This is a genomic window from Streptomyces sp. NPDC047971 (genome assembly GCF_040653355.1).
GTDB lineage: Bacteria > Actinomycetota > Actinomycetes > Streptomycetales > Streptomycetaceae > Streptomyces.
This window is the reverse complement of sequence record NZ_JBEZNW010000031.1, coordinates 1-25063: the sequence shown is the minus strand read 5'-3', so window position 1 is coordinate 25063 and position 25063 is coordinate 1. Positions and strand designations below refer to the sequence as shown.

Below are 25063 nucleotides of genomic sequence, written 5' to 3'. Positions count from 1 at the left end.
GGGAGCGTCATACCGAGGGCTCGGTCGGAGGGTGATACCGGGGTATGACGGCGAGGGCGCCCCCTCCGCGAACCGCCCCCGGCCCGGCCGCCGGCACCCCGGCCTCCCGCACCGCCCCCGGCCTCCCGCACCGCCCCCGGCCTCCCGCACCGCCCCCGGCACCCGGCCTCACCGCACCGCGAGCCGTCCCCCGCCGACCGGTCCGGCGGCGACGCCCTCACAGCTCCGCCAGCAACTCCGCCTTCTTCGCCGAGAACTCCTCGTCCGTCACCAGCCCCGCCCGGTGCAACTCCCCCAGCTGCCGGATCCGCTCCGCGACCCCCGCCGGGTCGCGCAGCTCCGCCTCAGGGAGCGCGGCCGCCCGGCCCGCGCCGCGGACCGCCGACAGGACCGCCGCGGCGAACGGCAGGGACTCGTGGACCGGACCGTAGCCGAGGCCGAAGACGACGGCCGCCGGATCGTGGTCCGCCTGGGCCGGCCGAGGCTCCCCGGACCGCGGCGTCAGGCGGAGGTACCCGTCGAAGACGTCCGGTGAGCGCCACTCGATCCCGCTCAGTTCCCGTACCGGGAAGGTCTGGTCGCCCGCCTTCCACTTCTCCGAGGACGCGCCCGTCCAGAACCAGCGGAACGACACCTGCGACGTACCGTCGAAGCTTGCCTTCCCGTCGTACGCCTTGAAGGACTGCGGCCCCTCCGGCGCCGCCACGAGGAAGCCGTCCGACGGCCCGTCCTCCGGCGGGAGCAGCGCCCGCAGTTCGTCCCGGTAGTACTCCGCGAGCGTCTCCCGTTCGGCGGGCAGCACCAGACGGTACGGGTCGCTCCCCTCCTTCAACTGCCCCGCCGCCGCCTCCATCAGGGGATCGGCGCCCGGTCTCGGCACCGCGTGCAGCACGACCGTGCCCCGCTTGCCCGGGGTCAGCGTCACCGACGCCAACGCCTCGTGCGGGATGCGTCGTTCGCGCAGCGTCTGGAAGAGCTTCGGTGTGCGGATCCCCCGATCGAAGCGGATGACGACGGCGTCGCTCTCGAACTCCCAGGTGGCATGAATTCCGGCCAGCACATCACCCATGTGCCTCATCGTATGCGGCGTGCGCCCCTGCGTCGCCCCTGTGCGGGAGGCCGAAGTGCCGTGCTCTACGCGCGTCAGACACCTTCCTCGCCGGAGATTCCCCGGCGACAGGCGCTGTCGACGCTCGCACAGGCCAGGCTCCGGTACGCGCCGACGCCTATCGCCGCGAAGTTGCGGAGGCTCTCGGTGCCCGGCTCGAAATAGCCGGTGTGGCCGATCGCGCCGGCCGCCGAGAGCAGTCGCGCACCGAACTCCGGCTCCACCGGGTCCGCCCCGTGCCCGACCCCGCCGACCGCGAGGTGCGGCACGTCCTCGATCCAGTCGTCCGCGTCCCGCATCGCCCAGACGCGGGCCCGGGTGGAGAGTTCGGCCGCTCGGTCCACCCGCATCCCGGGGCTCCCCGCGACGGCCACGTCGGTCACCCGGGAGGGCAGCCGGGGCGCGGCGACCCCGCAGAGCACGGAGCCGTAGCTGTGGCAGAACAGGCTGACGCGGGAGGTGCCGGGCAGGGCCTCGGTCATGTCGACGAGCCGCAGCGCGCCCGCCGAGGCCAGGCGCCCCATCGCGGCGTCGATGCCGACGCCCACCGGAGCCGTGTAGTCCGCCCAGGCGATGACGGCGGTACGGCTCCCGGGGGCTGCGTTGCGCTGCGCGGCGTAGAGCGACTGCGCCATGCCCGCGGGGGCCGTGTACTTGCGGCTGGTCTTCTGGAACGTCAGCAGGTTGGTGTCGACGCCGGGCACGATCACCGAGACCCGCCGGGCCCGGTCGAGGTCGCCGAGCACCTCGGCCGTCCGGCCGCCGCCGGTCGGGTCGAAGGCGAGGATCTGCCGGTCCTGACGCATCAGCGAGGTGAAGCGGTGCGCGCGGCGCAGCGCCTCGTGCCGGCCGTCGGCGCTGAGCCTGGAGTCCTCGACCCGGCCGCGTTCGGACTCCAGGGCGCGGGCGAGGGCGAGCCGGTTGGCGCGGTAGCGGAGGGTGACCGGGGCGCCGTCGAGATTGCCGACGACGAGCGGGTGCGCGTCGGCGAGGAAGGCGCCCTGCGTGGGGCCGATCGAATCGAAGAACGCGGCGATCGTGCGGGCGGGGGCGGCCGGGTCGGGCAGCGCCCGGTGGCCGATCCTGCCGTGCAGCCAGGAGGCGAGTGCGGCCTGCCGCGACTCTCCTGGCCCGCGCTGATGCTGGATGGTCGTCCAGCCGGTGGTCGCCAGGAGTACGAACACGACGGCCAGCGCGAGCGTCATGCGCCAGACGGTGAGGGTGGGGGAGGAGTCGAAGGAAGTCACTGCGCCACACCCTAGGAGACGGGTGCGGTACGCCGGGCGGGCGAGTGATGTGGATCACCTGTGAGGTGGGGCGTGGTGACGTTCCGTACGCGCCCGCGTACGCCTCGCCCGCCGGAGTCGGCGGCTCCGGGGCGCCCGCGGGCCCCTCGTCGCGAGCCCACACGTACGGAGTCGGCGGCGTCGCCGTGCTGACGCGGTCAGCGGCTCCGCCACTCCGGTTCGAGCGCGGGGCCGAGGTGGTCCAGGTAGTACCCGGTCATCTCGCGCATCCCCTCCAGGGTCGGGTCCGCGCTCCGGCCCCAGAGCTGGCCGGTCACCCGCATGACACCGCTGAACGCCGCCACCGCGATCCGCGGGCGCGGGTCCTCGTCCACGTCCAGGCCCTCGCGCTCGGCGATCAGCCGGGCGATGGCCTCCTCCATCTCGCTGGAGCGGCGCAGGTGGACGGCGAGCAGCGCGGGTGTCGACTCGATCATCTGGAAGGTCCGCAGGTACAGCTCCAGGGGGACGACTTCCATGATCGCCTCACCGATGGTGTCCCAGGCGGCGAGGACGGCGTGGCGCATCGCGTCGAGCGGGCCCTCCTCGGCGGGCCGTTCGGCCAGCGCCCGGACGAAGCGCTCCTCCACCATCTGCTGGACGGCGAAGGCGGCCTCCTCCTTGGAGGAGAAGTAGCGGAAGAAGGTTCGCTGGGAGACCTCGACCGCGTCGGCGATCTCGTCGACGGTGGTCTGCTCGTATCCCTGGGTCGTGAACAGCTCCAGGGCGACACGCAGCAGTGCGTCCCGTGTGCGCTGCTTCTTGCGTTCCCGCAGACCGGAAACCGTCACCGCATGGCCCTCTTTTCGCCACTTTCCGAGGCTTCGTGCAGCTCAGGGTACCTGTGAGCTACGTGACAGTTACCGTCGTGTGAATTGCTTTGTCAATTGTCAGTGGCTGACATTAGCCTCAGCCGCATGACTAGTCAGACCACCGTGGAAAAGGCCCCGCAGGGTCAGGGGGGTGACCGGAGCCCCGCGCCGGTTCCGGCGAAGGGCCTGCGAGGCCACCCTTGGCTGACGCTGTTCGCCGTGGCGGTCGGCGTGATGATGGTCGCGCTCGACGGCACGATCGTCGCCATCGCCAACCCCGCCATCCAGGCCGATCTCGGCGCCACCCTCGACCAGCTCCAGTGGATCACCAACGGGTATCTCCTGGCGCTCGCCGTCGCCCTGATCACGGCCGGCAAGCTCGGTGACCGCTTCGGCCACCGCCAGACCTTCCTGATAGGCATCGCCGGATTCGCCGCCGCCTCGGGTGCGATCGGGCTCTCCGACTCGATCGGGCTCGTGATCGCCTTCCGCGTCCTGCAGGGCCTCTTCGGCGCCCTGCTCATGCCGGCGGCGCTCGGCCTGCTGCGGGCCACCTTCCCCGCCGAGAAGCTCAACATGGCCATCGGCATCTGGGGCATGGTCATCGGCGCCTCCACGGCGGGCGGTCCGATCCTCGGCGGCTTCCTCGTCGAGCACGTGAGCTGGCAGTCCGTCTTCTTCATCAACGTGCCGGTCGGCGTGCTCGCGCTGGTCCTCGGCCTGGTGATCCTCAAGGACCACCGCGCCGAGAACGCCCCGCGCTCCTTCGACGTCCTCGGCATCCTGCTGCTCTCCGGCGCGATGGGAGCCCTCATCTGGGGCATCATCCAGGCCGGTGCGGACTGGGGCTGGGCGAGCGGCAACACCTGGGGCTGCATCGGCGGCGCGGTCCTGCTCTTCCTGCTCTTCGCCCTGTGGGAGACCAAGGTCAAGGAGCCGCTCATCCCGCTGGGGATGTTCCGTTCCGTGCCGCTGTCGGCCGGTGTGGTGCTGATGGTCCTCATGGCCTTCGCGTTCATGGGCGGCCTGTTCTTCGTCACCTTCTACCTCCAGGGCGTGAAGGGCCTCGGCCCGATCGACGCCGGACTCCACCTGCTGCCGCTCACCGCGATGATGATCGTCTCCTCGCCGTTGGCGGGGGCCCTGATCACCAAGTTCGGCCCGCGGATCCCGCTGGTCGGCGGCATGGTGTGCACCGCGGCCGCGATGTTCGGCATGATCACGCTCACCGAGGGCACCGGGACGCTCGCGATGTCGCTCTGGTTCGCCCTGCTCGGCCTGGGGCTCGCCCCCGTCATGGTCGGCGCCACCGAGGTGATCGTCGGAAACGCCCCGCTGGAGCTGTCCGGTGTCGCGGGCGGCCTGCAGCAGGCCGCGATGCAGGTCGGCGGCGCTCTGGGTACGGCCGTGCTCGGCGCGGTCATGTCCTCCAAGGTCTCCGGCGACTTCCCGCTGAACTGGACCGCCGCCGGACTCCCCGCCCCGCCCCCGCCGGGTCTGGAGCAGGCCGCCGAGTTCGGCATGGTCCCGCCGGAGCTGGCGAAGACGCCCGGCATGACCCCCGACATGCTCGACGTGATCGGAGGCGTCATCCACGACACCTTCATGGACGGCATGGGCCTGGCCTTCACCGTCGCCGGTGTCGTCGCCGTCGTCGCGGCCGGAGTCGCCACGCTCACCAAGCGCGGCGCGAACGCGGAGGCGGGTGCGGGCGGCGCCCACATCTGACCTCTCCACGGTGAGACGACAGCCCCGCCGGACCGGTCCGGCGGGGCTGTCACCATTTCGGGTGAACCGACCTTTGGCCTCTTCCCAACGGGCTGTGACGTCCGTCAGAGTTTCTGATTACGGAGAGTGACCAAAACGGGGGTTCATCGACATGTTCACGAAGCACGCACGCGTCCTCCTGGCCGGGCTGGCGGCCACCGCGCTCGCGGCCCTGCCCGCCGTGCCCGCGGCGGCCGCCCCGCAGGCCCGGGCGACGGCCGTCCGCTCGGCGCAGACCACCCAAGCGGCCCAGACCACCCAAGCAGCGCAGACCACCCAAGCGGCCCAGGCCGCGCCGTCGCCCCGGCTCGGGGCCTGCGCGACCGGTCAGTTGTGTCTGTGGCCCAGGGCGGACTTCCGGGGGCCGGTGTGGACGCACGAGCTGGCCGACACGGACGTCGAGAGCTGTGTCGCCCTGCCGCAGGGCGCGAGCGCCCAGGCGCTCGCCAACCGCACGGGGCGGCCGGTCACGACGTACCAGTCCGCTGAGTGCGCCGAGACGGGGGAGTTCGAGACGTATCCCGGGCGCGGGACCTGGGTGCCCCAGAGTCCCTACCAGGTCAGAGCCTTCAAGATCTGGGAGCGGTAGGTCTCTCGCCCTGCGGTGGCACGGAGGCCGGTGAGGAGAGCCGGGCCACCTCGTCGCGCAGTTCCCGGACCTCCCGGGTCAGCGCCTCAAGGAGCTCCGTCTGGCGGCGGTCCTGGGCGTCGTCCCGCTCGAAGCGGGCGATGAACCAGGCCGCGATGTTGGCGGTCACCACACCGAGCAGGGCGATGCCCGAGAGCATCAGGCCCACCGCCAGGACGCGGCCGAGACCCGTGGTCGGGGCGTGGTCGCCGTAGCCGACGGTCGTCATCGTGGTGAAGGACCACCACACCGCGTCGCCGAGCGTCTTGATGTTGCCGTTCGGAGCCGTGCGCTCCACGTGCAGCACGGCCAGCGAGCCGAACATCAGCAGCCCGACGACCGCGCCCGCCACGTAGGTGGTCAGCGTGATCTGCGGTGCCATGCGGGCCCGCCTGCCCACCAGGAGGAGCGTGGAGACCAGCCGCAGCAGCCGCAGCGGTTGTACGAGCGGGAGCAGGACGGCGAGGAGGTCGAGCGGATGCCCGCGCACGAACTGCCACTTCGCCGGGGCGAGCGTCAGCCGCACGGCGTAGTCGACGGCGAACGCACTCCACACCACCCACTCCACGGCCAGACACAGCTCGTGGACCAGGCGATCGGCATCAGGCGCCACGATCGGAATGGCGTACGCGATGCCGAACGCCACTGCCAGGATCAGCAGTGGCGTCTGGGTGCGCTTCTCCCAGCGTTCCTTCATGCCGGGAATCGTATGGCGGGTGCGGGGGCGCCTGCGCCCCCGCACCCCACGGAGGTGCCGTCAGGCGTCGCCGCCGGCGGGGCCCGGGTCCGCGGCCGCGACGTCGAGCAGCTGGTAGCGGTCCACCGCCTGCTTCAGGACCGACCGGTCGACCTTGCCCTCGCGGGCGAGCTCGGTGAGGACGGCGAGCACGATCGACTGGGCGTCGATGTGGAAGTACCGACGGGCCGCGCCCCGCGTGTCCGCGAAGCCGAAGCCGTCCGCGCCCAGCGAGGTGTAGGCGCCCGGAACCCAGCGGGAGATCTGGTCCGGAACGGACCGCATCCAGTCGGAGACGGCGACGAACGGCCCCTGGGCCGAGGACAGCTTCCGCGTCACGTACGGGACGCGCTGCTCCTCGTCCGGGTGGAGCAGGTTGTGCCGGTCGACGTCGACGGCCTCGCGGCGCAGCTCGTTCCAGGACGTCGCGGACCAGACGTCGGCCCGTACGTTCCACTCCTCCGCGAGCATCCGCTGCGCCTCGACCGCCCACGGCACGGCGACGCCGGAGGCCATGATCTGTGCGGGGATCGCGCCGGCCTCGCCCGCCTTGTAGCGGTAGATGCCCTTGAGGATGCCCTCGGCGTCCACGTCATCGGGCTCGGCCGGGTGCTGGATCGGCTCGTTGTAGACGGTCAGGTAGTAGAAGACGTCCTCGGCGTCCGGGCCGTACATCCGCCGCAGGCCGTCCTGCACGATGTGCGCGATCTCGAAGCCGAAGGCCGGGTCGTAGGCGACGCAGCCCGGGTTCGTCGAGGCGAGCAGGTGCGAGTGGCCGTCCGCGTGCTGGAGGCCCTCACCGGTCAGCGTCGTACGGCCGGCGGTCGCGCCCAGCACGAAGCCGCGCGCGAGCTGGTCGGCCATCTGCCAGAACTGGTCGCCGGTCCGCTGGAAACCGAACATCGAGTAGAAGACGTAGACGGGGATCAGCGGTTCGCCGTGCGTGGCGTAGGCGGAGCCCGCCGCGATCAGCGAGGCCGTGCAGCCCGCCTCGGAGATGCCGTCGTGCAGCATCTGGCCGGTCGGGGACTCCTTGTACGCGAGCAGCAGCTCGCGGTCGACGGCCTCGTACTGCTGGCCCAGCGGGTTGTAGATCTTGGCGCTCGGGAAGAACGAGTCCATGCCGAAGGTGCGGTACTCGTCCGGCGCGATCAGCACGAAGCGCTTGCCGATCTCCTTGTCCCGCATCAGGTCCTTGAGCAGCCGGACGAACGCCATCGTGGTGGCGATCGACTGCTGGCCGGAGCCCTTCTTCACCGCGGCGTAGGTCTTCTCCTCGGGCAGGACCAGCGGCTTCGCGCGCACGACACGGGTCGGGACGTACCCGCCGAGCGCCTTGCGGCGGTCGTGCATGTACTGGATCTCCTCGGAGTTCCGGCCCGGGTGGTAGTACGGCGGCAGGCCGCCCTCCAGCTGTGCGTCCGTGACGGGGATGTGCAGCCGGTCGCGGAAGCGCTTGAGGTCGTCGACGGTGAGCTTCTTCATCTGGTGGGTCGCGTTGCGGCCCTCGAAGTTCGGCCCCAGCGTCCAGCCCTTGACGGTCTGCGCGAGCACCACGGTCGGCTGGCCCTTGTGCGCCTTGGCCGCCGCGAAGGCCGCGAAGATCTTCTTGTGGTCGTGACCGCCACGGCCCAGGTGCAGGATCTGGTGGTCGGACATGCCCTCGACCATCGAGCGCAGCCGCTGGTCGTCGCCGAAGAAGTGGTCGCGGATGTACGCGCCGGTCTCCGTCGCGTACGTCTGGAACTGGCCGTCGGGCGTGGTGTTCAGCTTGTTGACCAGGATGCCGTCGCGGTCCTGGGCGAGCAGCGGGTCCCAGGTGCGGTCCCAGATCAGCTTGATGACGTTCCAGCCGGCGCCGCGGAACTGCGACTCCAGCTCCTGGATGATCTTGCCGTTGCCGCGCACCGGACCGTCGAGGCGCTGCAGGTTGCAGTTGACGACGAAGGTCAGGTTGTCCAGGCCCTCGCGGGCGGCGATGGAGAGCTGGCCGAGCGACTCCGGCTCGTCCATCTCGCCGTCGCCGAGGAACGCCCAGACGTGCGACGCGGAGGTGTCGGCGATGCCCCGCGCCTCCATGTAGCGGTTCATCCGGGCCTGGTAGATCGCGCCGAGCGGGCCGAGACCCATCGACACCGTCGGGAACTCCCAGAAGTCCGGCATCAGCCGCGGGTGCGGGTACGAGGAGAGCCCGTTCGGGAACTTCGACTTCTCCTGGCGGAAGGCGTCGAGCTGCGTCTCGTTGAGCCGGTCGAGGAGATAGGCGCGCGCGTAGATGCCGGGGGAGGCGTGGCCCTGGAAGAAGATCTGGTCGCCGCCGTCGCCCTCGTCCTTGCCGCGGAAGAAGTGGTTGAAGCCGACGTCGTACAGCGAGGCGGAGGAGGCGAAGGTGGCGATGTGACCGCCGACCCCGATGCCCGGGCGCTGCGCGCGAGAGACCATCACGGCGGCGTTCCAGCGGGTCGCGTTGAGGACCTTGCGCTCGATCTCCTCGTTGCCCGGGAAGAACGGCTCGTCCTTGGTCGCGATCGTGTTGACGTAGTCCGTGCTGCGCATCTCGGGCACGGCCACGCGCTTCTCGCGGGCCCGCTCGATCAGGCGGAGCATCAGGTAGCGGGCTCGCTCACGGCCCCGCTCGTCGACGGCGGCGTCGAGGGAGTCGAGCCATTCCTGGGTCTCTTCGGGATCGAAGTCAGGGACCTGGCTGGGAAGGCCGCCAATGATGATCGGGTTGCGATCGGATCCGGAAGCCACGCTGTTCCTTCGCTGTTCGGTGGAGCCCACGGGAAGGCCGGGAAGTCCATCGTGTACCCCGTCGGCGTCACACGTCACCTCTACCGAGGGGTAACCCCCGCCGGGCCCCTGGTCGGGTCAAATCGCAACCTTACGCCCAACCCGCGCATGCGTTTCGTCACCACGTTCGGCAGACTGAAGCCGCGGAAGGATACAAAGCTGGACGAAGCGTGTGCCTTATGTCACGGAGCGAAGTGGAACCGGACCGGAAGATGCGGCGAGACGGCCCCAAACGTCACCGTTTCGGCGGTCTCGGCGGCCGGGTACTTGCGCGATCCGCCCAGCCCGTGTGGACTACGGCCAGCGCCGCGCGTACGCGCGCGGCCCAAGCATTTTCCGATACATGATCAGGAGGCAAGCCGTGAGCGCGACCGCGGACCACGCGGAGGAGCGGACCAACCCGGCAGCGAGGCTGGGGTTCGAGCCCGGACAGGTGGTCCAGGAGATCGGTTACGACGACGACGTCGATTTCGATCTCCGCGAAGGCATCGAGTCCATCATCGGGTCGGACCTCGCTGACGAGGACTACGACGACGTCGCCGACGCCGTCGTGCTCTGGTTCCGCGACGAGGACGGAGATCTGACGGACTCCCTGGTCGATGCCATTGGCCTGCTGGAGGACGGCGGGGTCGTTTGGCTGCTGACGCCGAAGACGGGCCGGGACGGCTACGTCGAGCCCAGCGACATCAGTGACGCCGCGCAGACCGCCGGCTTCTCCCAGACCAAGAGCATCAGCGTGGCCAAGGACTGGTCGGGCAGCCGACTGGTCGCCCCCAAGCGCTGATCCCCAAGCAGCAGGAGCCCCCGCCGGCACAGCCGGCGGGGGCTCTGTGCGTAGGCTGGGCCCCTCACCTGTCCGGTCCAGTGAAGGGAAGCGCACGCCATGGCGATCGAGGTCGGCACCAAGGCCCCGGAGTTCGAGCTCAAGGACAACCACGGCCGCACCGTGAGGCTCTCCGACTTCAAGGGCGAGAAGAACGTGGTGCTGCTCTTCTACCCCTTCGCCTTCACCGGCGTCTGCACCGGCGAGCTGTGCGAGCTGCGCGACAACCTGCCGAAGTTCGTCAACGACGACACGCAGCTCCTCGCCGTCTCCAACGACTCCATCCACACCCTGCGCGTCTTCGCCGAGCAGGAGGGCCTGGAGTACCCGCTGCTCTCCGACTTCTGGAAGCACGGCGAGGCCTCGCGCGCGTACGGCGTCTTCGACGAGGAGAAGGGCTGCGCCGTGCGCGGCACCTTCATCATCGACAAGGAGGGCGTCGTCCGCTGGACCGTCGTGAACGCCCTCCCGGACGCCCGGGACCTCGGCGAGTACGTGAAGGCCCTCGACACTCTCTGAACATCGGGGCGAATCGCCTGTCCAGGCCGGGAACCCGTCACTAGGATCCACTCGTTGATCCGATGCCAACGCACGACGGGGGCGCTGCCCCTGAAAACCACATGGAGGGACTCGTGGGAGTCAGCCTCAGCAAGGGCGGCAACGTCTCGCTGACCAAGGAGGCCCCTGGCCTGACCGCCGTCACGGTCGGTCTGGGCTGGGACGTCCGCACCACCACCGGGACGGACTTCGACCTCGACGCCAGCGCCATTCTGGTCAGCACGGAGGGCAAGGTCCGCAACGACCAGGACTTCGTGTTCTTCAACAACCTGAAGAGCGCCGACGGCTCGGTCGAGCACACCGGTGACAACCTCACCGGTGAGGGCGAGGGCGACGACGAGCAGGTCAAGGTCAGCCTGGCCACGGTGCCCGCCGATGTAGCCAAGATCGTCTTCCCGGTGTCGATCTACGACGCCGAGAACCGCCAGCAGTCCTTCGGCCAGGTGCGCAACGCGTTCATCCGCGTCGTGAACCAGGCCGGCGGCGCCGAGATCGCCCGGTACGACCTCTCCGAGGACGCCTCGACCGAGACCGCCATGGTCTTCGGCGAGCTGTACCGCAACGGCGCGGAGTGGAAGTTCCGCGCCGTGGGCCAGGGCTACGCCTCGGGCCTGCGGGGTATCGCGGCGGACTTCGGCGTCAACGTCTGAGTCACGCACCACCCATCCGTCCGGCGCCGCACCTCTCGTGCGGCGCCGGACGTGCCTCATCTGCTCCACAGGCAGTACACACCGGGGAGGAACCACACATGGGCGTCACGCTCGCCAAGGGAGGCAACGTCTCCCTCTCCAAGGCCGCACCCAACCTCACCCAGGTGCTGGTCGGCCTCGGCTGGGACGCGCGCTCCACCACCGGAGCGCCCTTCGACCTCGACGCCAGCGCCCTGCTGTGCCAGTCGGGACGGGTGCTCGGCGACGAGTACTTCGTCTTCTACAACAACCTGAGGAGCCCCGAGGGCTCCGTCGAACACACCGGCGACAACCTCACCGGCGAGGGTGACGGCGACGACGAGTCGCTCATCGTGGACCTCATCAAGGTCCCGGCACACTGCGACAAGATCATTTTCCCGGTCTCGATCCATGAGGCGGACAACCGGGGTCAGACCTTCGGCCAGGTCAGCAACGCCTTCATCCGTGTGGTGAACCAGGCGGACGGGCAGGAACTCGCGCGCTACGACCTCTCCGAGGACGCGTCCACCGAGACCGCGATGATCTTCGGCGAGCTGTACCGGTACGGGGGTGAATGGAAGTTCCGGGCGGTGGGGCAGGGGTACGCGTCGGGCCTGCGGGGCATCGCTCTAGACTTCGGGGTCAACGTTTCGTAAAGCCGCGTACTTAACACGATGGGGTAGACAGTGGTTCTGAAAACCTTCGGCTGGTCGTTCGCCATCACGGCGCTCGGTCTGGTCGCAGCGGTGCTCTACGGGGGGTGGGAAGCGTTCGGGATCGTCGCGATCCTGTGCGTCCTCGAGATCTCGCTGTCCTTCGACAACGCGGTGGTCAACGCCGGAATCCTGAAGAAGATGAATGCCTTCTGGCAGAAGATCTTCCTCACGATCGGCATTCTGATCGCCGTCTTCGGCATGCGGCTGGTCTTCCCCGTCGTGATCGTCGCCATCAGCGCCAAGATCGGCCCCATCGAGGCCGTGAATCTCGCCTTCAACGACGCCGAGCGCTACGAGCAGCTCGTGACCGACGCGCACCCGTCGATCGCGGCCTTCGGCGGCATGTTCCTGCTGATGATCTTCCTCGACTTCATCTTCGAGGACCGTGACATCAAGTGGCTCGGCTGGCTGGAGCGCCCGCTGGCCAAGCTCGGCAAGATCGACATGCTGTCGGTCTGCATCGCCCTGATCGTCCTGGCGATCAGCGCCATGACCTTCGCGACCCACGCCCACCAGCACGCCGGGCACGCCGACAAGACGTCGACCGTCCTGCTCTCGGGCGTCTTCGGCCTCATCACGTACCTCATCGTCGGCGGTCTCTCCGGCTTCTTCGAGAACAAGCTGGAAGAGGAAGAGGAGCGCGAGCACGAGGCCGAGGAGGAGGCCAAGCGCAAGGGCAAGCCGGTCTCGGCCGTGCAGCTGGCCGGCAAGGCCGCGTTCTTCATGTTCCTCTACCTCGAGGTCCTCGACGCGTCCTTCTCCTTCGACGGTGTCATCGGCGCCTTCGCCATCACCAACGACATCGTCCTGATGGCCCTCGGCCTCGGCGTCGGTGCCATGTACGTCCGTTCGCTGACGGTCTACCTGGTCCGCCAGGGCACCCTCGACGACTACGTCTACCTGGAGCACGGCGCCCACTACGCCATCGGCGCGCTGGCCCTGATCCTCATGGTCAGCATCCGGTACCAGATCCCGGAGCTCGTCACCGGCCTCATCGGTGTCGCCCTCATCGGCTGGTCCTTCTGGTCCTCCGTCCGCCGCAACCGCGCTTTGGCGGCCGAGGGAAAAGCTGACTCCTCGGGCAAGACCGAGGTGTCGTCCGGGGTGTGACACCCCCGGCAACGAGGAACGCTTCACTGCGGGGCGGCCGGTGCACCCGGCCGCCCTGCCGCGTATGTCAGCCATCAAGTGGGGGGTGGGGGCACATGGCCTTCTGGGACGGCCTCTTTCCGGGCAGGGCCGCACAGTTCGACTCGGGCAGCGCGTCCAGCAACTCCATCGACCTGACCAAGCGACGCCCGACGGTCTCCCTGACCAAACAGGGAGCCGCCACCGGAAACCTCCGGGTCAACCTCTCCTGGCGGATGCGGACCTCCGACATCGAGGGCCGCTCGCGCCAGAGCGGCCGGCTCCTGCGCCATCCCTCGAAGCTCTTCAAGCCCGAGGTCGTCCAGGCGCACACCCAGAGCATGGTCAACGTCGACCTGGACCTCGGCTGCATGTACGAGCTCGCGGACGGCAGCAAGGGCGTCGTACAGCCCCTCGGCCACTTCTTCGGGTCCCTGAACGCACCGCCGTACGTGAACCTGAGCGGCGACGACCGGTTCGGCGGCTCGTCCGGCGAGACGATCTTCGTCAACCTCGACCACCGGGACGAGATCAAACGGCTGCTCTTCTTCGTCTACATCTACGACCAGACCCCGGCCTTCGACCGCACCCACGCCAAGGTCACGCTCTACCCGAGCAACGGGCCGCGGATCGAGATCGAACTGGACGAGCGCGCCCCGCAGGCCCGCTCCTGCGCCGTGTTCACCGTCGAGAAGGCCAAGGACGAGCTGATCGTCCGCCGCGAGGTGAAGTTCGTGTACGGCTTCCAGGCGGAACTGGACCGGCTGTACGGATGGGGCCTGCAGTGGGGGCGCGGCTACAAGACCAAGGCCTGACCCGTGGCCGCACGGGCGGAGCCGAGGCCGGCCTTACGGGCGGACGAACTGCCATCGGCCCTACGGGCGGGCGAACTGCCATCGGCCCTACGGGCGGGCGAACTGCCGTCGGCCCTACGGGCGGGCGAACTGCGGCCCCATCGGAGGCATCCGGAAGTTCGGGTCCGGAGCGGGCGCGGCGGCCGCCGCGGGCTGCGGATAGCCGTAGGCGGGCTGCGCGGGCGAGGCGGGCTGGGGATAGCCGTACGAGGGCTGCGCCGGGGAGGCGGGCTGCGGATAGCCGTAGGCGGGCTGCGCGGGCGCGGCCGGCTGCGGATAGCCGTACCCCGGCACGGGAGCGGGGGGAGAGGTCGGCTGCGGCGGTACGGACACGGGAGGCTGGACGACCGTCGCGTCGAGCCCCGGCTCCGCGGCGGCCGGAGCCTCACCGGCGCCCGGCTCGGACGTCGTCGCGTCGTCCGTGCCCTCGTCCACCGAGATCCCGAAGTCGGTGGCGAGCCCGACGAGCCCCGTCGGGTAGCCCTGCCCCACGGCGCGGAACTTCCAGCCGTCCCCGCGGCGGTACAGCTCACCGCAGATGATCGCCGTCTCCTGGCCCGTCTCGGCCTTCACGTCGAACACGGCCAGCGGCTCCCCGTCCGCCGCACTCGCGTCGTAGAGCAGAATCCGCAGGTCGGAGACGGAACGGAAGGTGTCGCCGTCCGAGGAGGCGGCGATCACCACCTGGTCGACCGAGGGGTCGAGCGCGCCGAGATCGGCCTCGACCGTGTCGGTCAGCCCCTCCGCCACCCGCTTCTTCGGCAGCCGCCGCACCAGCCCCGAGGGGTGGCGCGGCTGGTTGTAGAAGACGAAGTCCTCGTCGGAACGCACGCGTCCGTCGGCACCGAGGAGCAGCGCGGAGGCATCCACGTCGGGGACCCCCGGTCCAGGGGTCCAGCGGAGCACGGCCCGTACGGCCGCGGTGTCGAGAGGGACGTTGGAGCCCTTCAGCATCGCGTGCGTCATGACCGTCATCCTGCCTTCCCGGTCCACCCGCGGACAACGCGGGGGCCGTGGCGATCGGGGAGAGATGCGCCGGATGCGGATGAGTTACCTGGATTTCATGCTGGAAGGGAACTACGGACACCCGCACCTACGTACTATTACCGGCCACATGTCGTCAGGGCCCACAGAGGCAGTCGGGGGAGTTACTTTGCGTCATTTCGGGCACATCCCGTCCGCGTCGCGGGCCGGGCTGTTCCATCAGGAGCCGGCGGAGTTCACCGCCGACTCGCCCGCGAGCACGCTCGCCGTCGCCCTGGGAGCCACCCTCTACAGCCCGGCCACCCGGCCGCGGCTCGCCGACGACGTGCGCAAACAGGCCGCCCGCGGGGTCGTCTCCATGGTGCTGTGCCTCGAGGACTCCATCGACGACGCCGACGTGGAGGCGGCCGAGGCCAATCTCGTCCGCCAGTTCGCCGACCTCGCGGCCGCGGACGCGCCCCAGGACGTCCCCCTGCTCTTCATCCGGGTCCGTGAGCCCCACCAGATCACCGACCTGACCGCCCGGCTCGGTGACGGCGTCCGGCTGCTGTCCGGCTTCGTGCTGCCCAAGTTCACCGAGGCCCGCGGACACGCCTTCCTGGAAGCCCTCACGGCCGCCGAGAAGGCGAGCGGACGGCGGCTTTTCGCCATGCCCGTCCTCGAGTCGCCCGAGCTCCTGCACCTGGAGACCCGCGCCGAGACCCTCGCCGGGATCGCCGCGACCGTAGACAAGTACCGGGAACGGGTCCTCGCCCTGAGGCTCGGCGTCACCGACTTCTGCTCCGCGTACGGACTGCGCCGCTCGCCCGACATGACGGCCTACGACGTCCAGCTCGTCGCCCACGTCATCGCCGACGTCGTCAACGTCCTCGGCCGCTCCGACGGCACCGGCTTCACCATCACCGGGCCCGTCTGGGAGTACTTCCGGCTCGGCGAGCGCATGTTCAAGCCCCAGCTGCGCCGCAGCCCCTTCCTCGAAGGCCGCGCGGAGGACCTGCGCACCGCGCTCATCGAGCACGACCTCGACGGGCTGCTGCGCGAGATCGAGCTCGACCGGGCCAACGGCCTGCTCGGCAAGACCTGCATCCACCCCACGCACGTGGTGCCCGTGCATGCGCTCTCCGTGGTCAGCCACGAGGAGTACAGCGACGCCCAGGACATCCTGCGGCCGGAACGGGGCGGTGGCGGGGTGCTCCGCTCCGCTTATACGAACAAAATGAATGAAGTGAAGCCGCATCGTGCGTGGGCCGAACGGACCCTTCTGCGCGCCGAGGTCTTCGGCGTCGCCCGGGAGGACGTCGGCTTCGTCGATCTGCTCACCGCCGGACTGGCCGGCTGACGGAAGGTGAAGAACGACGTGGTGTGGTCGGGAACGTGGGTCGCGGAGCGACTGGGCGTCGAACTGATCGGCGGCGAGGAGCTCCCGGGCCTGTTGGGCCTCGCACTGCGCCGCAACCCGAAGCGCGCGCACCTGCTGGTCTCCAACGTGCTCGGCAAGCACGTGCCGCAGCGCCCCTCGGTGGTCCACGGCGCCGGGTACGACCTGGGCGTACGCGTACGTGAGCTGCTCGGCGACGCGGAGGCGGCACGGGCCGTCGTCCTCGGGTACGCGGAGACGGCGACCGGACTCGGCCACAGCGTCGCCGACGGCATCGGCCTCGCCCCCTACCTGCACTCCACCCGGCGGCCCGTGGCAGGCGTCGCCCCGGCCGGCGGCTTCGAGGAGTCCCACTCGCACGCCACCTCGCACCTGCTGCTCCCGGAGGACCCCAAGTTCCTGGCCGGCGACGGCCCGCTGGTCCTCGTCGACGACGAGTTCTCCACCGGCAACACGGTCCTCAACACCATCCGTGACCTGCACGAACGCTATCCGCGCGACCGGTACGTGATCGTCGCCCTGGTCGACATGCGGACCCCCGCCGACCGGGACCGGCTCACGGCCTTCGCGGGCGAGATCGGCGCCCGCGTGGACCTGCTGACCCTCGCCGCGGGCACGGTGGGCCTGCCGGAGGGCGTCCTGGAGAAGGGCCAGGAGCTCGTGGCGCGGTACGAGGTGACCGCGTCCGACCCGACCGCCCAGAAGACCGCGGGACCCGCCCAGACGGCTGCGGAAGGCGCCCAGGAGGCCGCGGAAGCCGCCCAGACGGCTGCGGAAGCCGCCCAGAAGGCCGCGGGACCCGCCCAGACGGCTTGTTCCGGTCCGCGTGACACGGCGGCCGACTCCGGCCCGCGTGAGACCGCCTTCGCGGGCCGCGTCGACCTGGACTGGCCGCAGGGCGTGCCGGACGGCGGACGACACGGCTTCACCCCCGAGCACCGCTCCCGGCTGGAGACGTCCCTCCCGGCCCTGGCGGCCCGGCTCGCCGACGCCCTCCCGCCCGCCGGGCCCGGACGCGTCCTCGTCCTCGGCTTCGAAGAGCTGATGTACGCCCCGCTCGCGCTCGGGATCGCCCTCGAAGCGCGCGGACTCGACGTCTCGTACTCCACGACCACCCGCTCGCCCGTCCTCGCCGTGGACGACCCCGGCTACGCCATACGCACCCGGCTCGTCTTCCCCGCCCACGACGAGCCCGCCGACGGGCCCGGCGAGCGGTACGCCTACAACGTCGCGGGCGCCGGCTTCGACGCCGTCGTCGCCGTCGTCGACTCCGTCGCCGACACCCCCGCACTGCACGCCCCCGACGGCCTGCTGGCCCGGCTCGCGGAGCACATCCCGCACGTGGTCCTCGCCGTCGTCCCCTCGTACGTCCCCTCGTACGGGCCCACTCCCGCCTCGATTCCCGCTCCCGCCATTCCCGCCCCCGCCATTCCCGCTCCCGCCACCGAAGCTCCCGAAAGGAGCTCCATGCTGCCCGAGCCCCTCCGCGGCCCCGCCTTCTCCTCGTACGCGCCGGAGGAGGTCGGCTGGCTGCTCCAGGACCTCTCGGACGTCGAGTTGGAGGCCCCGACCGAGGAGCGGGAGGAGGCGATCCAGAGCGGAGGCGCCCACTACGCCGAGTCGCTGCCGGTCGAGTACCAGCCGAGCGACCGGTACCAGGAGCTCTTCCACGCCGCCCTGGAGACCTCCGCCGCCCGTATCGCGCGCGCCGTCGGCACCGTCACCGAGACCGTGCTCGCCGAGAAGACCGGCACGCCCGTGCTCGCCTCCCTCGCCCGGGCCGGTACCCCTGTCGGCGTCCTCATGCGCCGCTGGGCCCAGGCCCGCCACGGCCTCGACCTGCCCCACTACGCCGTCTCCATCGTGCGCGGCCGCGGCATCGACGCCAACGCGCTGCGCTGGCTCGCCGCCCACCACGACCCCGCCGACGTCGTCTTCGTCGACGGCTGGACGGGCAAGGGCGCCATCACCCGCGAACTCGCCCAGGCTGTCGAGGAGTTCGAGCGCGCCACCGGGATCACCGGCTTCGACCCGGAGATCGCCGTCCTCGCCGACCCCGGCTCCTGCGTGCGCACCTACGGCACCCGCGAGGACTTCCTCATCCCCTCCGCCTGCCTCAACTCCACCGTCTCCGGCCTGATATCGCGGACGGTCCTGCGCGCCGACCTCGTCGGCCCGAACGACTTCCACGGCGGCAAGTTCTACCGCGAGCTCGCCGGAGCCGATGTCTCCAACGACTTCCTCGACGCCGTCGCGGCCCACTTCGACGAGGTCGCCGACGACGTCGACACCGCCGTCAAGGAACTGCTCGCCGCCGACCGCACCCCCACCTGGGAGGGCTGGGCGGCCGTCGAGCGGATCAGCGAGGAGTACGGCATCCACGACGTCAACCTCGTCAAGCCCGGCGTGGGCGAGACCACCCGGGTCCTGCTGCGCCGCGTCCCCTGGAAGATCCTCGCCCAGCGCGGCGCCGGCGCCGACCTCGCACACGTACGCCTGCTCGCCGAACAGCGCGGGGTGCCCGTCGAGGAGGTCGACGGACTCCCGTACACCTGCGTCGGACTGATCCACCCCCAGTACACGAGAGGCGCCACAGGCGCCGACGGGAAGGCGGTGGTCTCCCAGTGACCGGCACCGTGATGGTCGCGAGCGACCTCGACCGTACGCTGATCTACTCCTCCGCCGCCCTCGCGCTCGGCATGCCCGACGCGCAGGCGCCACGGCTGCTCAGCATCGAGGTGCACGAGTCCAAGCCGCTGTCGTACATGACCGAGGACGCGGCGGTGCTGCTGGAGAAGCTGGGCGCCGAAGCCGTCTTCGTCCCCACCACGACCCGCACCCGCAAGCAGTACCAGCGCATCCAGCTCCCCGGGCCCGCGCCGAAGTACGCGATCTGCGCCAACGGCGGGCACATCCTCGTCGACGGGGTCAGCGACCGCGACTGGCACCAGCAGGTGGTGCGCCGACTGGCCGAGGAATGTGCGCCGCTCGCCGAGATCCGCGCCTACTTCACCGCCACCACGGACCTGTCCTGGGTGCGCAAGCACCGGGTCGCCGAGGACCTCTTCGCGTACCTCGTCGTGGAGCGCGAGCGGCTGCCGGAGAAGTGGCTGAAGCGGTTCGGCGACTGGGCCGAGGACCGCGGCTGGACGGTATCCCTCCAGGGCCGCAAGGTCTACGCGGTGCCGAAGCCGCTCACCAAGAGCGCGGCGATGCACGAGGTCGCTCGCCGCTGCGGCGCCACGCTCACCCTGGCCGCCGGGGACTCCCTCCTCGACGCCGACCTGCTGCTCGCCGCCGAACGCGCCTGGCGGCCAGGCCACGGAGAACTCGCCGACACGGCCTGGACCGCGCCCCACGTCGACGTCCTCACCGAGCGCGGCGTGGCGGCCGGAGAGGAGATCCTCCGCCGCTTCCGGGCGGCCGTGGCCCAGCACCGGGCCTCGGTGCCGACACAGCTCAACGGTTCTCCCGCCGCGCTCCCCGACCCGGCCTGAGCGGCCCCAGCCCCGCGGAGCACACCACCGCACCCGCGGTCGGTCGCCACGAGCACCGCTTTCGAGCACCGCCTTGCAGATCACCGGCACCTGGCCGGTGATCTCACCTGGCCGGTGATCTGCCTCCGGTCGTCGCCGAGCGCGTAACGGGACGGCACGAAGGCGGTGTTCGTGACCGCACCGCACCGCGCAGGGGTGTGGGGGGAGGGCGAGGCGATGCGCGGTCGCGGAACCCTGGTCGTGGAACCTCGGTCGCGGATCGTCGGTGGTGGATCTCCGGCCGGGAACCACGGTCGCGGGATCGCCGGTGGTGGATCTCCGGCCGTGGATTCCCTCTCCTCGATTGCCGGTTGTGGTTTTCCGCAGTGCGGGCGGGGGGCGACTGCCCTTAGCGTGGCCGATCATGAGGACTCTCGCCGGTTACGTCACGCGCTGGCTCCGCGTGGCGACCGGCCTCGCGCTCGGGACCGCGACCGCCGTCGTCGAGCTGCTGTGCCTGATCGTCGGCGGACTCGCGCTGCTGCCCGTACTGGCCTGGCCGCGCGGACGAGCCACCGTTCTGCGGCTCCTGACCGCGACCGCCCACACCCTCGGCGGACTGGAGCGGAAGCGGCTCGACCGCTTCCTCGGCGTGAGACTCCCCGGAGCCCAGGCGGACGGCGCGGCCCTGCGCCACCTCGCCGCGCGCTGGCCCCTCGGACTCCTCGGTGGTGTCGTCCTGGTCTGCGCCGCGTACGGGCTCGGTCTCGGCACCTTCGGCTTCTACGGCTGGCTGATCACCGAGATCGACCACCCCTGGCTCGTCGCCGTCGGCAGCCTCGCCGGGTTCTTCCTGCTCTTCCTCTCCGTCCAGGGGGCTCTCGGCGTCGTCTCCCTGGAGGGCCGGCTGGCCCGCCACCTCCTCGGGCCGAGTCAGGCCCACGCGCTGGAGGCCCGGATCGCCCAACTCGCGAGCAGTCGTGCCGAGGTCATGGACGTCGTGCACGACGAGCGGCGCCGCATCGAGCGCGACCTGCACGACGGGGTGCAGCAACGGCTGGTCGCCCTCGGCATGTTGCTCGGTCGGGCCCGTCGGCTGCGCGCCCGAGACCCGGAGCGCGCCGACGAACTGCTGCGCCAGGCCCACGAGGAGAGCCGGCGCGCGCTGACCGAACTGCGCGAGGTGGCATGGCGGGTGTACCCGACCGTCCTCGACGAGGCCGGCCTGCGCGCCGCCCTGGAGAGCGTCGCCGAGCGGAGCCCGCTGCCGGTGGGACTGACGTACACGGTGGAAGGACCCCTGCCGAGGGCGGCGGAGACGGTGGCGTACTTCGTCGTCTCGGAGGCGGTCACGAATGTGGTCAAGCACGCGGGCGCCACCCGGATCGACGTCCATGTGGTCCTGACGGAAGGAGAGTTGAGCGTGAGGGTGACGGACGACGGCGGGGGCGGCGCGGACGCCTCGGGGAGCGGTCTCGGCGGACTCGCGAGCCGGACGGCGGCCCTGGACGGCCGCTTCGCCGTGGACAGCCCGGCGGGCGGCCCGACGGTGGTACGGGCGGTGCTCCCGTGCGCGTGATGCTGGCGGAGGACTCCACCCTGCTGCGGGAGGGGCTCCTGCGGCTCCTGACCGAGGAGGGCCATGAGGTGACGGCGGCCGTCGGCAACGCGGTCGAACTGCTGGCGGCGGTGGCGGCGGATCCGCCGGACGTGGTCGTCGCCGACGTCCGGATGCCGCCGACGCACACGGACGAGGGGCTGCGGGCGGCACTGGAGATCCGCCGGGAGTGGCCGGACGTCGGTGTGCTCGTGCTCTCGCAGTACGTGGAGCGGCGGTACGCCACCGAACTGCTGACCGGTGAGTCGGGGGCGGTGGGATATCTGCTCAAGGACCGGGTGGCGCAGGTCGACGAGTTCCTGGACGCGCTGGAGCGGGTGGGGGAGGGGCGGACGGCGTTCGACCCGGAGGTCGTCCGCCGGCTCCTGGTCCGCACCTCCCACGCCGACCCGCTGTCCCGGCTGACACCGAGGGAGGGCGAGGTCCTCGCGGCGATGGCGCAGGGGCACACGAACGCGGCGATCGCCGGGCAGCTCCACGTGTCGCAGAGCGCGGTGGAGAAACACATCAACGCGATCTTCGACAAGCTGGAGCTGACGGGCCGGGGAGAGGGCTACAGCAGACGGGTGCTGGCGATCCTGCGCTACCTGGGGAGCTGACGCGGCGGCGCTGTTCGGGGCCCGGACGGGCCCTGACGGCGACGGGCCGCCCTGCCGGCGACGGGCCCTGCCGGCGACGGGCCCTGACGGCGGCAGGCCCTGACGGCGACAGGCCGCCCTGGTGGCGACGGACCCGACGGTGACGGACCCCGATGGTGACGGACCCTGGTGGCGACGGACCCGACGGTGACGGACCCCGATGGTGACGGACCCCGACGGTGACGGACCCCGATGGTGACGGACCCCGATGGTGACGGACCCCGGTGGTGACGGACCCCGATGGTGACGGACCCCGGTGGCGACGGACCCGACGGTGACGAACCCCGACGGTGACGGACCCTGATCGGGTTCAGCCGCAGCAGCCTCCGCCGCAGCAGCCGCCGCCCCCGCTCGGGGCGGGCGCGGACGATCCCGTCGCCGTACCGCCCACGGCGACGGCGGAGAGCAGCTTGACGGTGTCGTCGTGCCCGGCGGGGCAGGCGGCGGGGGCGGAGGACTCGGCCATGGGGCGGCTGAGCTCGAAGCTGTCGCCGCAGGTCCGGCAGCGGTATTCGTAACGAGGCATACGGACAGGCTAGCCGGAGTGGTGCCCGGCGCCGCGCTCCTCGCGGATCTGCTCGACGACGTGGGCGGCGGTGGAGCGGACGGCTTCGAGTTCGGTCAGGAAGTGCCAGTAGTCGGGATGCCGGTGCTCCAGCGAGCCGATCGCCCGGTCGAGTCGGCCGACGGCGTCGTCGAGGGGGCGGGCGTGGCGGGGGTCGGGGGTGTTGCGGCCGTCCATGGCGAGGCGCTGGGCGTCGCGGATGGCGAAGCGGGTGCGGTCGATCTCGTGTTGCGGGTCTTTGGCGACGGCTTCGAGCCGGCGGAGCCGGTCGCCGGCGGCGGAGACGGCCTCGTCGGTGGTGTTGAGCAGGGCGCGGGCCGTGGAGAGCAGGCTGGTGGCGTCGGGCCAGCGCTGCTCCTCGCGGGCCTTGGCCGCCTCCTTGAGCTTCTCCTCGGCCCTCCGGACGTTCTCTCCGGCCTGCTCGGGGACGTGCTGGAGGTCCTGCCAGCAGGCGGCGGAGAACCGGCGGCGGAGCTCGGACAGGACAGGCTCGACCGCACCGGACCGGGTGGTCAGTGCCTCGGCGCGGGTGCGGAGGGAGACCAGGCGTTTGTCGGTCTCGGCGGCCCGCTCGGGCAGCCGCTCGGCCTCGGTGCGGACGGCCTCGGCGTCACGCAGGACGCGGTCGGCGCGCTGGAGCGTCTCGGGGACGCCGTGGCGGCCGGCGCCTTCGTTCAGGCGGGTCAGTTCGGGGCCGAGGGCGGCGAGGCGGGCGGCGAGATCGTCCGCTCGCAGACCGGACTGGCGCACCGTTTCGAGAGCGGTGCTCGCGTTCCGGAGCGCCTGTCGCGCCCGTTCGACGGCGGGGGCGAGCCGGGCGAGCTGGGTCTCCGCCTTGTCGAGCAGCGGCCCGAGCCCCTGCTCGAACCGGTCCAGTTCCCCCTTGACCCGTACGAGCTCGTCCTTGGCGCGGGTGAGCTCGGTGCGGGCGCGGTTGGCGGTGGCCGAGTCGAGCTCGTCACGGTCGAGGTCATGGGCGTCGACGGCGGAGATGTAGGCGTGGCTGACCTCGTCGATCCGCTGCCCGAGGGCGGAGAAGCCCTCGACGGCGCGTCGGGCGCCGGGCGAGCTGTCGACGGCGGTGATGGTCTCGATGGAGATCCGCAGATCACGCTGGGCGGTGTCCAGCTCGTAGAAGGCGGCGGCCGCGGCGTCCTTGGCGGCCTGCGCCTCGGCCCGCTGGCTCTCGCCGCGCCCGCCGAACCACCGCCGTGACCCGCCGCTCCCGCCGCTCGCGAAGGCGGTGGGAAGAAGCGCGAGGGCGAGCAGCGGCAGCGCGAGCGCGACCCGCCCGGCGCCGCCCCGGCGTCGTACGTCCGCCCCGGATTCCGCTTCAGCCCCCGTCGTCACGGCGCTCGTGAAACCGCCCCTCGCGTGAGTCGCCGCCACGTCCCTCTCCCGTGCTGTGTCCGCCCTGCCCGGTCTGGTTCATTGTCCCACCAGGTAAGGACGAACACACGGGCCCGTCAGTTCGCGCTTCGGACGACGACTTCCCCGTTGTCGCTGCGGGCGGTGACGACGTGGGGGCTGCCCTCGCGGGTCGGCACGTCGATCCGGACGCTGCCGTTGTCACTGCGCCCGTCGACGTCGTACGCGCCCGGGGCGTCGGGCAGCGCGATGTCGACCTCGCCGTTGTTGCTGACGGCCTCGACGCGCCCGGGCGCGGCGCTCAGGGCGAGCCGTACGGACCCGTTGTCGGATCGCGCGACGATCTGCCCGGAGGTGGTGCCGCCCTCGACGACGACCTCCCCGTTGTCGCTGGTCAGATCGAGCGCGCCGGAGGAGCCACGGACGAGCACGGCGCCGTTGTCGGACCGCACCTTCAGAGGGGTCGCGAACCCTTCGGCGGTCACCTTCCCGTTGTCGTCCTCGACGGTCACGGCGACACCGCGGGGGACCTGGACCCGGTGGAGGGAGTCGCAGTCGGCGGCGAGGGCGTCGCACTCCACCCGCAGGGTGAGCCGCCCGTCTTCGAGCCGCCAGGTGGCGTCGGGACCCTCCCCCATGAACACCCACCCGTCGACCTGCCGGCTGACCCGCACCTCCTCGATGTCGGCGGGCACGATCTCCAGGTCGGTGTCGCCGGAGTCGACGGTGAGCGCGTCCCCGGAGAAGGCGAAGCTCTTCCGCTCGACGGGAGCCCCGTCGACATCGGCACTCCCACACCCACCGACCCCGAGCACGACGGCGACGGCCCCGGAAGAGGCGAGGAACATACGGCTGCGACGACGAGCGGCCATGACGAGAACCCCCAGGTAACACGCTGATGTCCCCCCAAGGTACGGACCCGCCCCACCCCGATTCGATCCGGCGACCCACAGCCCCGATGGTGGGGCTAACCCCCGAACCCGCCCGGTTTGCGGGACCCACCGGTGGGCCATGTACGCTGTTGCCTCATTCCACGGGTGCGTAGCTCAGGGGTAGAGCGCTGCTCTTACAAAGCAGATGTCGGCGGTTCGAAACCGTCCGCGCCCACAGTGAGAAACCGCAGGTAGAGTGCGGTAACGGCCCCTCAGTCGGCAACGGC

At 71.1% G+C, this 25063-nt stretch carries 22 protein-coding genes and 1 tRNA gene; 14 read left to right on the top strand and 9 right to left on the bottom strand.

From position 1 onward, the window contains the following. Positions 1 to 217: 217 nt before the first annotated feature. The 3 genes from AB0D99_RS25790 to AB0D99_RS25780 all read right to left on the bottom strand — a co-directional run bounded on the left by AB0D99_RS25790 (position 218) and on the right by AB0D99_RS25780 (position 3185). A complete protein-coding gene (locus AB0D99_RS25790) occupies positions 218 to 1078 on the bottom strand; it encodes a DUF4429 domain-containing protein (protein WP_362366775.1) in 861 nt (286 codons plus the stop codon). A 65-nt stretch (positions 1079 to 1143) separates the two neighbouring features. Then, a complete protein-coding gene (locus tag AB0D99_RS25785) occupies positions 1144 to 2355 on the bottom strand; it encodes an alpha/beta hydrolase (protein WP_362366772.1) in 1212 nt (403 codons plus the stop codon). Positions 2356 to 2552: 197 nt separating this feature from the next. After that, entirely contained in the window at positions 2553 to 3185 is a 633-nt protein-coding gene (locus AB0D99_RS25780) for a TetR family transcriptional regulator (RefSeq protein ID WP_362366769.1), read from the bottom strand. A gap of 126 nt (positions 3186 to 3311) precedes the next feature. Here AB0D99_RS25780 and AB0D99_RS25775 point away from each other — a divergent pair, with 126 nt between their 5' ends. Both AB0D99_RS25775 and AB0D99_RS25770 read left to right on the top strand, forming a co-directional pair. Continuing rightward, complete coding sequence (locus AB0D99_RS25775) at positions 3312 to 4934, top strand: MFS transporter (RefSeq protein ID WP_362366766.1); 1623 nt, start codon at positions 3312 to 3314, stop codon at positions 4932 to 4934. Positions 4935 to 5085: 151 nt separating this feature from the next. Then, a complete protein-coding gene (locus AB0D99_RS25770) occupies positions 5086 to 5562 on the top strand; it encodes a peptidase inhibitor family I36 protein (protein WP_362366763.1) in 477 nt (158 codons plus the stop codon). Here the strand turns inward: AB0D99_RS25770 and AB0D99_RS25765 are convergent. Both AB0D99_RS25765 and aceE read right to left on the bottom strand, forming a co-directional pair. After that, positions 5543 to 6298: a potassium channel family protein gene (locus tag AB0D99_RS25765; RefSeq protein ID WP_362366760.1), complete on the bottom strand. Its 756-nt coding sequence runs from the start codon at positions 6296 to 6298 to the stop codon at positions 5543 to 5545. The genes AB0D99_RS25770 and AB0D99_RS25765 overlap by 20 nt on opposite strands. A gap of 60 nt (positions 6299 to 6358) precedes the next feature. After that, entirely contained in the window at positions 6359 to 9091 is a 2733-nt protein-coding gene (aceE, locus tag AB0D99_RS25760; RefSeq protein ID WP_362366757.1) for a pyruvate dehydrogenase (acetyl-transferring), homodimeric type, read from the bottom strand. A gap of 400 nt (positions 9092 to 9491) precedes the next feature. Here aceE and AB0D99_RS25755 point away from each other — a divergent pair, with 400 nt between their 5' ends. The 6 genes from AB0D99_RS25755 to AB0D99_RS25730 all read left to right on the top strand — a co-directional run bounded on the left by AB0D99_RS25755 (position 9492) and on the right by AB0D99_RS25730 (position 13838). Beyond that, positions 9492 to 9914: a DUF3052 domain-containing protein gene (locus tag AB0D99_RS25755; RefSeq protein WP_137989507.1), complete on the top strand. Its 423-nt coding sequence runs from the start codon at positions 9492 to 9494 to the stop codon at positions 9912 to 9914. Between the two features lie 99 nt (positions 9915 to 10013). Then, positions 10014 to 10472 (top strand): peroxiredoxin, encoded by a 459-nt coding sequence (locus tag AB0D99_RS25750; protein WP_362366753.1) that lies wholly within the window; start codon positions 10014 to 10016, stop codon positions 10470 to 10472. Between the two features lie 113 nt (positions 10473 to 10585). Further along, positions 10586 to 11161, top strand: a complete 576-nt coding sequence (locus AB0D99_RS25745; protein WP_362366750.1) for a TerD family protein — start codon at positions 10586 to 10588, stop codon at positions 11159 to 11161. A 98-nt stretch (positions 11162 to 11259) separates the two neighbouring features. After that, the gene (locus AB0D99_RS25740) at positions 11260 to 11835 is read left to right on the top strand and encodes a TerD family protein (protein ID WP_362366747.1); all 576 of its coding nucleotides are present in this window, start codon (positions 11260 to 11262) and stop codon (positions 11833 to 11835) included. Between the two features lie 30 nt (positions 11836 to 11865). Continuing rightward, positions 11866 to 13005 (top strand): DUF475 domain-containing protein, encoded by a 1140-nt coding sequence (locus tag AB0D99_RS25735; RefSeq protein WP_362366744.1) that lies wholly within the window; start codon positions 11866 to 11868, stop codon positions 13003 to 13005. A 95-nt stretch (positions 13006 to 13100) separates the two neighbouring features. After that, positions 13101 to 13838: a Tellurium resistance gene (locus AB0D99_RS25730; protein WP_362366741.1), complete on the top strand. Its 738-nt coding sequence runs from the start codon at positions 13101 to 13103 to the stop codon at positions 13836 to 13838. Between the two features lie 114 nt (positions 13839 to 13952). On the opposite strand, the gene AB0D99_RS25725 is transcribed toward AB0D99_RS25730, so the two are convergent. Continuing rightward, on the bottom strand, positions 13953 to 14852 hold the full coding sequence (locus tag AB0D99_RS25725) for a TerD family protein (protein ID WP_362366738.1): 900 nt from the start codon (positions 14850 to 14852) through the stop codon (positions 13953 to 13955). 178 nt (positions 14853 to 15030) lie between these two features. Here AB0D99_RS25725 and AB0D99_RS25720 point away from each other — a divergent pair, with 178 nt between their 5' ends. The 5 genes from AB0D99_RS25720 (at position 15031) to AB0D99_RS25700 (ending at position 21932) form a co-directional block, all read left to right on the top strand. Then, positions 15031 to 16200 (top strand): HpcH/HpaI aldolase/citrate lyase family protein, encoded by a 1170-nt coding sequence (locus AB0D99_RS25720; protein ID WP_362366735.1) that lies wholly within the window; start codon positions 15031 to 15033, stop codon positions 16198 to 16200. An 18-nt stretch (positions 16201 to 16218) separates the two neighbouring features. Next, positions 16219 to 18867, top strand: coding sequence for a phosphoribosyltransferase (locus tag AB0D99_RS25715; protein WP_362366732.1), 2649 nt, complete (start codon positions 16219 to 16221; stop codon positions 18865 to 18867). A gap of 11 nt (positions 18868 to 18878) precedes the next feature. After that, a complete protein-coding gene (locus AB0D99_RS25710; protein ID WP_362366932.1) occupies positions 18879 to 19736 on the top strand; it encodes an HAD family hydrolase in 858 nt (285 codons plus the stop codon). Between the two features lie 403 nt (positions 19737 to 20139). Then, positions 20140 to 21294, top strand: a complete 1155-nt coding sequence (locus AB0D99_RS25705) for a histidine kinase (RefSeq protein ID WP_362366729.1) — start codon at positions 20140 to 20142, stop codon at positions 21292 to 21294. Continuing rightward, on the top strand, positions 21294 to 21932 hold the full coding sequence (locus AB0D99_RS25700) for a response regulator transcription factor (RefSeq protein WP_362366929.1): 639 nt from the start codon (positions 21294 to 21296) through the stop codon (positions 21930 to 21932). The genes AB0D99_RS25705 and AB0D99_RS25700 overlap by 1 nt, the downstream gene beginning before the upstream one ends. Positions 21933 to 22281: 349 nt before the next feature. Here the strand turns inward: AB0D99_RS25700 and AB0D99_RS25695 are convergent, their stop codons facing one another. The 3 genes from AB0D99_RS25695 to AB0D99_RS25685 form a co-directional block, all read right to left on the bottom strand. Next, positions 22282 to 22497: a zinc ribbon domain-containing protein gene (locus tag AB0D99_RS25695; RefSeq protein WP_362366726.1), complete on the bottom strand. Its 216-nt coding sequence runs from the start codon at positions 22495 to 22497 to the stop codon at positions 22282 to 22284. Between the two features lie 9 nt (positions 22498 to 22506). Further along, positions 22507 to 23811 (bottom strand): hypothetical protein, encoded by a 1305-nt coding sequence (locus AB0D99_RS25690; RefSeq protein WP_362366926.1) that lies wholly within the window; start codon positions 23809 to 23811, stop codon positions 22507 to 22509. A 191-nt stretch (positions 23812 to 24002) separates the two neighbouring features. Continuing rightward, positions 24003 to 24776 carry a DUF4097 family beta strand repeat-containing protein gene (locus tag AB0D99_RS25685; protein WP_362366723.1) on the bottom strand — a complete coding sequence of 258 codons (774 nt, stop codon included), beginning with the start codon at positions 24774 to 24776 and terminating at the stop codon, positions 24003 to 24005. Positions 24777 to 24939: 163 nt separating this feature from the next. Here AB0D99_RS25685 and AB0D99_RS25680 point away from each other — a divergent pair. Beyond that, positions 24940 to 25011, top strand: a tRNA-Val gene (locus AB0D99_RS25680). The last annotated feature ends 52 nt before the right edge of the window (positions 25012 to 25063 follow it).

Coding starts and splice junctions, on each gene's coding strand:
- AB0D99_RS25790 (WP_362366775.1), bottom strand. CDS start 1,078: ATGAGGCACATGGGTGATGTGCTGGCCGGAATTCATGCCACCTGGGAG.
- AB0D99_RS25775 (WP_362366766.1), top strand. CDS start 3,312: ATGACTAGTCAGACCACCGTGGAAAAGGCCCCGCAGGGTCAGGGGGGT.
- AB0D99_RS25770 (WP_362366763.1), top strand. CDS start 5,086: ATGTTCACGAAGCACGCACGCGTCCTCCTGGCCGGGCTGGCGGCCACC.
- AB0D99_RS25765 (WP_362366760.1), bottom strand. CDS start 6,298: ATGAAGGAACGCTGGGAGAAGCGCACCCAGACGCCACTGCTGATCCTG.
- AB0D99_RS25750 (WP_362366753.1), top strand. CDS start 10,014: ATGGCGATCGAGGTCGGCACCAAGGCCCCGGAGTTCGAGCTCAAGGAC.
- AB0D99_RS25740 (WP_362366747.1), top strand. CDS start 11,260: ATGGGCGTCACGCTCGCCAAGGGAGGCAACGTCTCCCTCTCCAAGGCC.
- AB0D99_RS25730 (WP_362366741.1), top strand. CDS start 13,101: ATGGCCTTCTGGGACGGCCTCTTTCCGGGCAGGGCCGCACAGTTCGAC.
- AB0D99_RS25725 (WP_362366738.1), bottom strand. CDS start 14,852: ATGACGGTCATGACGCACGCGATGCTGAAGGGCTCCAACGTCCCTCTC.
- AB0D99_RS25710 (WP_362366932.1), top strand. CDS start 18,879: ATGGTCGCGAGCGACCTCGACCGTACGCTGATCTACTCCTCCGCCGCC.
- AB0D99_RS25705 (WP_362366729.1), top strand. CDS start 20,140: ATGAGGACTCTCGCCGGTTACGTCACGCGCTGGCTCCGCGTGGCGACC.
- AB0D99_RS25700 (WP_362366929.1), top strand. CDS start 21,294: ATGCTGGCGGAGGACTCCACCCTGCTGCGGGAGGGGCTCCTGCGGCTC.
- AB0D99_RS25695 (WP_362366726.1), bottom strand. CDS start 22,497: ATGCCTCGTTACGAATACCGCTGCCGGACCTGCGGCGACAGCTTCGAG.
- AB0D99_RS25685 (WP_362366723.1), bottom strand. CDS start 24,776: ATGGCCGCTCGTCGTCGCAGCCGTATGTTCCTCGCCTCTTCCGGGGCC.